General features: G+C 59.7%; 6 protein-coding genes. 4 read left to right on the plus strand and 2 right to left on the minus strand.

All coding sequences use genetic code 11. The annotated features are described in order from the left end of the window. A partial coding sequence (locus ACTHNE_RS19015; RefSeq protein ID WP_440270039.1) for a beta-1,3-glucanase family protein occupies positions 1–1,656 on the plus strand: 1,656 nt, incomplete at its 5' end. 111 nt (positions 1,657–1,767) lie between these two features. On the opposite strand, the gene ACTHNE_RS19020 is transcribed toward ACTHNE_RS19015, so the two are convergent. Continuing rightward, positions 1,768–2,715, minus strand: coding sequence for a hypothetical protein (locus ACTHNE_RS19020; RefSeq protein ID WP_440270040.1), 948 nt, complete (start codon positions 2,713–2,715; stop codon positions 1,768–1,770). Positions 2,716–2,960: 245 nt separating this feature from the next. Here ACTHNE_RS19020 and ACTHNE_RS19025 point away from each other — a divergent pair, with 245 nt between their 5' ends. Then, positions 2,961–3,410, plus strand: a complete 450-nt coding sequence (locus tag ACTHNE_RS19025; RefSeq protein WP_324938453.1) for a cupin domain-containing protein — start codon at positions 2,961–2,963, stop codon at positions 3,408–3,410. Positions 3,411–3,918: 508 nt separating this feature from the next. Then, positions 3,919–4,521 (plus strand): SGNH/GDSL hydrolase family protein, encoded by a 603-nt coding sequence (locus tag ACTHNE_RS19030; RefSeq protein ID WP_440270041.1) that lies wholly within the window; start codon positions 3,919–3,921, stop codon positions 4,519–4,521. A 313-nt stretch (positions 4,522–4,834) separates the two neighbouring features. Here the strand turns inward: ACTHNE_RS19030 and ACTHNE_RS19035 are convergent, their stop codons facing one another. Beyond that, positions 4,835–5,977, minus strand: a complete 1,143-nt coding sequence (locus ACTHNE_RS19035) for an alginate lyase family protein (RefSeq protein WP_324938446.1) — start codon at positions 5,975–5,977, stop codon at positions 4,835–4,837. A 423-nt stretch (positions 5,978–6,400) separates the two neighbouring features. Between ACTHNE_RS19035 and ACTHNE_RS19040 the strand changes: the two genes are divergently transcribed. Then, positions 6,401–6,712, plus strand: coding sequence for a DUF1161 domain-containing protein (locus ACTHNE_RS19040; RefSeq protein ID WP_324938443.1), 312 nt, complete (start codon positions 6,401–6,403; stop codon positions 6,710–6,712). The last annotated feature ends 121 nt before the right edge of the window (positions 6,713–6,833 follow it).

Here is a 6,833-nt window from a genome sequence, read left to right on the forward strand (position 1 = left end):
ATCGACTTGAGCTGGACGGCGTCGACGGCATCCGGTGTCACATACACCATCACTCGCGACGGTACGGTCGTCGCGAGTGGCGTGACGGCGACCACGTACAGCGACACCGGTTTGGCTGCGTCGACCACGTACAGTTACGCCGTCGACGCGGTCAATGCGGCCGGTGCATCCCCGGTGGATTCCGCCACGGCGACTACCTCGGCGACAGTTACGGCCTCCGCGCCGGCCATCATCACATCGCCTGTCAACCAAGCCGTGACGATCGGACGCACGGCCACGTTCTCGGTGGCGGCAAGCGGCGGTACGCTGGCTTACCAGTGGTACAAGAACAACACCGCCATCCCGGGCGCCACCGGTGCGGGCTACACCACGCCAGGCACCACCTATGCGGACAACACCGCGAGCTTTACGGTAAAGGTGAGCAACGCCACCGGTTCGGTGACGTCGCCGGCAGCGACCTTGAGCGTGAAACTGGCGCCGAACTACACCGTCGTTCCGGGCTACATCGTTACCGATCTCAACAACAATACGCGCGGCGCATGGGCCGACAGCCAGATCTATGTCGAGATTCTCGGCAACGATCCGGCCACCGGCGCGCTGTCATGGGTCAACTACGACGGCACCATCACGCCTGCCACGGTCGCTGACAACACTGCGGCCAATGCATTGGTGGGGCCCAATGGACAGACGTATCCCAATTACGCCTTCACGCTGGCCCAGGCCAATCATCAGCTCAAGCTGCCGCCGATCACCTCCGGCCGCATCTACATCTCCGAAGGCAGCCCGCTGTACATGCCGATCATGGCCGGCGCGAACGGCGGCAATAATGGCTACGCCGGGCCGAACCCGCAGAACAACACCGATCCGAACATCAACGTCCACTACGACTGGTATGAATTCAACTACGCCAGCAACGGTGGCATCTTCATCAACACCACCCAGGTAAACCAGTTCGGCTTGCCGCTGCTGCTGGATGTGTGGGGCGCCAGCGAGACCTACCACATGCAGGTAGGCATCAACGAATCGATCGCCGACCTCGACCAGGAGTACATCAGCCAGACCCCGGCCGCTTTCCACACGCCGACGCCGGACAACTTGCGCATCCTGTCGCCTGCGGAAACTACCTTCCATGCAGGCGGTAGCAACGGCCAATATTTCGACAGCTACATCGCCAGCGCATGGTCGCAGTACAGCAGCTCGCCGGTGATCATCACTGTCAACGGACGGCAGTTCAGCGGCAGGGCTTCCGGCTCGGCCTTGACCTTTACCGAGATCAATCCGGCTGCAGCCAACGTCGGCGAGACCTTCATGGTGCAACAACCGTCCACACAGGATGTATTGTTGTGCGCGGGCACGATGGCTTCCGGCGTAGCAGGCAGTTCGGCGCAACAGCAGGATGAAAACGCCATCCAGCTGCAGCTGGAAAACCAGATCTGCGCGGCGACCAATCGCGGTGTGCTGCTGAACACGGCGAACTGGGCGAACGCATCGGCCTATTACCCATTCTCGTCACCGGCGAACTTCTACGCGTGGTTCTGGCATCAACATTCGGTAAGCGGCTTGGCCTACGGATTCTCGTATGACGACAACAACGACCAAAGCACCACGATAACCACGCAGCAGCCGGAACACATGGCATTCGGGATCGGCTGGTAAGTAGCTACAAACCGAATCGTAGGTTGGGGTGCGAACCCCAACATTGCATGCGCGCATATATCCGATGTTGGGGTTTGCACCCCAACCTACGGGTTCGGCGGGAGGAAAAAGCTATCGCTGCGTTGCCAGTTCGACGCTGCGTGGCGCAGCCAATCCGCCGTAATGCGTGTCGATGCGGCGAAGCCATTGCAAGGCTTCATCCGTCTTGCCGCTTTGCATCCACTGCTGTGCTTGATCGAGTTGCGCGTCAAGCGCCTGCTGTAGCTGGGCGCGGCAGGCTTCGAGCTTGCCAGCTTCGGGTGGATGATGTTGTTCAAGCGCGATCAGGGCACGTTCCAGCGCACCCGGTTCTGCAAGTTCATGGCTGACCCATGGCATGAGGATGGTCTGGACATCGGTGATGCACCATTCGGCCAGGGAATGTCGGCTGTGGCTATCCATGTCCAGATGAAAGCTATCCTGCTGGCCGGTGAGGTAGACGAGCCTGCTGGAGGTCTGGAACTGTTCCAGTAGCGGTTTTGGTGGTGGGGAGATGGTGCGGCCGACAGTATCGCTGCCAGCATCGAGCAAGGCACCGTGGAACAGGTCCGGATAACCCAGCGCCAGGCGCATGGCGATACGCGAGCCACCGGAGAAGCCGCCGACATAGACCCGTTGCGGATCGACGTGATAGAGCGCCATGACGTTGGTGGCGGCGAGCAACGCGAGTGCCGCGCGCCGGTCGAACGCGTTGGCATCGTTGCCGGAGTTGGCTGCCGTAACCAGGATGATGCCGCGGCGTTCCAACACCCGCGTCCAACGCGACGGTACTTCGGCCTGATCCCAAGGCGGTACGAACACCAACAGTGCATAGCCACCCGGCGGTTCTTTGGCCGGAACGTACATCGCGAAGCGTTCCTGCTTCAGCGAAATGGTTTGTTTACCGCCCGCGTCAGCGGCGGCGTGCGCCTGCATGCGCAAGGCATCGAATGGGCTCATCAGGCGGCGAGCAAGTTCACCGCTGCTGGATAGATCGCTGTAGCGGGAGAACACCACGTCTTTAAACAGACCGGTAGCCATTTCTGCTGTCGCCGAACAAGACAGCAGAGCAAGAAAGACTAACATCAAGCAAGGCCGGTTCATCGCGGCAGGCTAGCACGTTGTTGGCAGACCGGCGTAACTTATGGCCACCAGTGACCGCGCTGTAGGAGACTCGTTTGTGCGATAGGCTTCACGCTTGCCTTGCCGTCATTCTGGCGAAGTACTGCGTGGCTTCAATCCACCCATTGACGCAAGCGTCACATAGATAAAAAGGACATGCCATCTTGAAACAACCCAACGAGCTTTTGACGGCCGCGGACATCGCAGCGATGAGCCCCAAAGTTTCCGTCCACAATCTCAACCCCAACGCGATTCGTCACAAGAAATGCGTGGGCGATGCAACAGGATTGACCCAGCTGGGCGCAATGATCATCACCATCATGCCGGGCCACGAATCCTCGGAATACCATCGGCACCTGTACGAAGAGGAGTGTCTGTACATCCTTTCCGGCCATGGCCAAGCAACCATCGGGGACCAGGTATGCAACGTGGCTGCGGGTGATTTTCTTGGCTTTGCGCGAGGCGGCCCGGCGCATGTGCTTACGAATACGGGCAGCGAGCCATTGGTGTTCTTCGTGGTCGGGCAGCGCCTGGAACAGGACGTATGCGATTATCCGCGCAAGGGCGTGCGGCTTTTTATCGCCGGCGAGGAAGAGGCCTTCGTCGACCTTTGAAAGCCGGCTTTCGCAACCGTGGCCAATGGCTGATGGTCGCCTCGATGCATTGGATTGCAACGAAGGATGGTATTGGTGTGTTCGGACGGCTTGTGCTGAAGAACCGCGTGGTGTCATGCAATGAGCGCGGCAACATCCAATAGGTCGATGTGCTTGCTTACATTTTCGTCGGAAAGCTTTATCGTGCCTTGCCGTCATTTCCGATTTTGTGCATTGCTGTGTGAAACAACGTGGAGATCAAAACGTGAAGGTTTCGGTGCCGCTCTCTTTTATCCTGGTCACTGCATTTGCAAGCAACGTCGCGGTAGTCCAGTCATCGCCAACCGCAAATCCGTCCAACACCGTAGTTCCTCCCAAGGCCGTAGGCGTGGTGGACGATCCCTGCGCCATGCTTCTTCCTCCGCCTGAGGTCCCAGGCCCCGCATTAAGACGCCGCACATCGCAAGAGGCCCTCGCCGCCGCTTCCAAAGCCTGGGACGAACAACACCAGCGTTACGATTTCGGCGGCTTGTGCCGCTATCGCCAGGCCAACACCACCTTGCCGCCGGCGACGGACCATCGCGTGGTCTTCATGGGCGATTCGATCACGCAGGCGTGGATCGATGCGGATCCGGGCATGTTCACCAACGACGTGATCGACCGCGGCATCAGCGGGCAGACCACCGCGCAAATGCTGCTGCGTTTTCGCCAGGATGTGATCGATTTGCATCCGGCGGCGGTGCATATCCTGGCTGGCACCAACGACATTGCCGGCAACACTGGGCCGACTTCGATCGACGCGATCGAGGGAAACATCGAGAGCATGGTGGAGCTGGCGCGCGCGCATCATATCCGCGTGATCCTCGCCTCGATCACGCCGGTGGCCAAATACCCGTGGCGGCCGGAGGTGCAATCGGTCGAGACCATTCGCAAGATCAACGATTGGATGAAAGGGTATGCGAAGGAGAACGGGTTGGTGTATCTGGATTACTTCTCGTGGCTGGATGATGGCCATCGTGGGTTTATCGCCAAACTGGCGATCGATGGGGTGCATCCCAATACACAAGGGTATGCGGTGATGGATAAGTTGGCGAAGCAGGCGATCAAAGAGGCGTTGTCGGCTGCGCCTTGATCTAGGGTCTGTTTGCCCGCCATCCTGCGTCATCACTTAAGTCGTGTACCGACGTACACTTCTTCGCTCTTTCTTGTCTGGCGGGCAAACAGCTCCCAGCGCGGGCCACGCAAATAGTGTAAACAGGCCCTAGGTTTTTATTAAGCGCGTATCTATACGTTTCCGGAGTACTTCATTATCCCTCACCGTCATTCCGGCGAAGGCCGGAATCCATGCGTCGTACTGGCGGTGGATTACGGCCTTCGCCGGAATGACGGTAACGGATCATCTATTTTGTCGTCAGTTGCAGGAATATCGTTTGCATAGGGCCAACTCATCGCAACGTAAACGTCAACGTGCCATACCCCAACTGATCAAAGCCGCCACTGTTCGGCCCGTAATCCCCGCCGCCGCCCTCCGGCCGCACCTTCAACGCATATGCCTGAACGTGCGGCGCTTTCAAGCCTTTCAACATCACGTAATGGTTGTAGAGCAGCTCCCAGATCGGCCGCGCATTGCCGCGCCCACCGGCTGAAATCGCATCCTGGCTAACGTCGCTGTTCTTGTACGGCGTATAAGGCACGTCCTCGCCCAGGTTGTACTGGGCGGCGTATTCGGCGCCGCGCAATACGCGGTTGTTGTCGTAAGCGAACAGGTCGTCGCCCTGGTTCCAGGCCATCTGGCAGAACGTGCCGAGTAGTGCGATGTCCAGCATGGTGTGGCCCTGGTCGCGTCCGCTCTCCTGCACTTGGCCGAGGCCGTTCGGATAAAGCTTCCACACGACGTGCTCGATCGAGCCGTTGCCGTCGCCATGCTTGAAATAGGCGATGGCCTCGTCATAGATGTCGCGGCGATCGGCCAGCACGCCGATCGCCAGCATCGAGGCCATATTGGCCAGGTCCCAGTTGGCCCAGTAGTGATCGATCTTGGCGCCGTTGTGGCGGGTAAGGAAATCGTGGTTCATGGGATAGAACACGTTGAGCATCATCGCCTGGAACCGGTGAAAATCGGCCGGTTGCCACTTGCGATAACCTCTCATGATTTCCGCAGCGTTTGCCAGTTGATAGCCATAGATGCCGGAGGCGAGAAAACGATCGGAGCTGCCTTCGATCGGCGTCAGGCTGGCCGACCATGCGTTGAGTATGGCGACCGCCTTGTCCGCATAGGTGTCGTCGCCGGAGATCTTCCAACGCAAGCCCAACGCATAGGCCGCCGCGGCGTCGTTGTACAGCGCGCCATAATTTTCGTGATGGACATGGTCGGAGCCGCGATAGACGATCGATTGCGCATTCGGTTTCCAGTCGAGCGAAGCATGGTGGTTCGCGACAAGCAGTTGCCAATCTTGCAGCCATGGCTCGCGTTGTTGCGCGGCGGCCGTACGCATGCGCGTGAAATCGGCATCGGTATGCAGCAAACCGGGATGCGCGAAGCCTTGCGACGTTGTACTGCCGTGGATGGCGCGATGCGCCCCCGGCACGGTGGCTGCGCAACCGGAACAGCTTAGGGTTGCGCAGGATAATGCGATCAGGCAGAGCGAAACGAAACGCACGAATGGCTCCAGGCTTCGTAAAAGAGTCCTGCATCTTACCTTTCGTACATGGCAGTTCCGAGCAGAGCGTGGCGGATGAGGCATGATGCATGGACCCTGACTTCACTGGCGCGCCTGCAGCGCGCAGGCGACGTGGCGCGGAAGATTCCGTGGCATTCGGCGCCTCCACGGACACGCCGGCGTGGCCGCGGGCGTATCGACCGTTTCCGAAAGTGGGCGCGGGTTTACAAGCTCAACATGAGCGGCAATACGCGAGGGGACGTAGGTGCAAGCGTAGGGGCTGCCGTGACGTGGCAAGCGCGCCGAGGCTGCTCTACACTCACCACGTTTTCACCCACCATGGAGGTTTGCATGAAAGCCCGGTTTAGCTTGTTCGCCCTGGTCCTGATGTCCGCCACGTTCGCCGCGCACGCGTCGTGCGACGATGTGAAGTCCGGCATCGACGCCAAGATCAAAGCCAACAACGTGTCGAACTACACGCTCGATGTGGTTTCGAAAGACCAGGCCGGCGATGGCAAGGTGGTCGGCCAGTGCGATGGCGGCAGCAAGGTGATCGTCTATGCACGCGGCGAGGCCAAGAAGGCCGAAGGCGCGGAAGCCGCACCCAAGGCACCGGCCTCCGATACGGCCGCGCCGGCGTCTTCGTCGTCCAGCGGCAAGTAAGCGCTTCGCGGTTCCACAGTCATTGGGGCGCCTTGGGGCGCCCCATTTTTTTGATGTGCGGATTGTCCATCTTGCAGTGACGCTCGGCATAGCCTCACGTCATTCCGGCGAAGGCCGGAAC

Origin of the sequence: Dyella sp., from assembly GCF_051954575.1 — a bacterium.
Taxonomy (GTDB): domain Bacteria; phylum Pseudomonadota; class Gammaproteobacteria; order Xanthomonadales; family Rhodanobacteraceae; genus Dyella_B.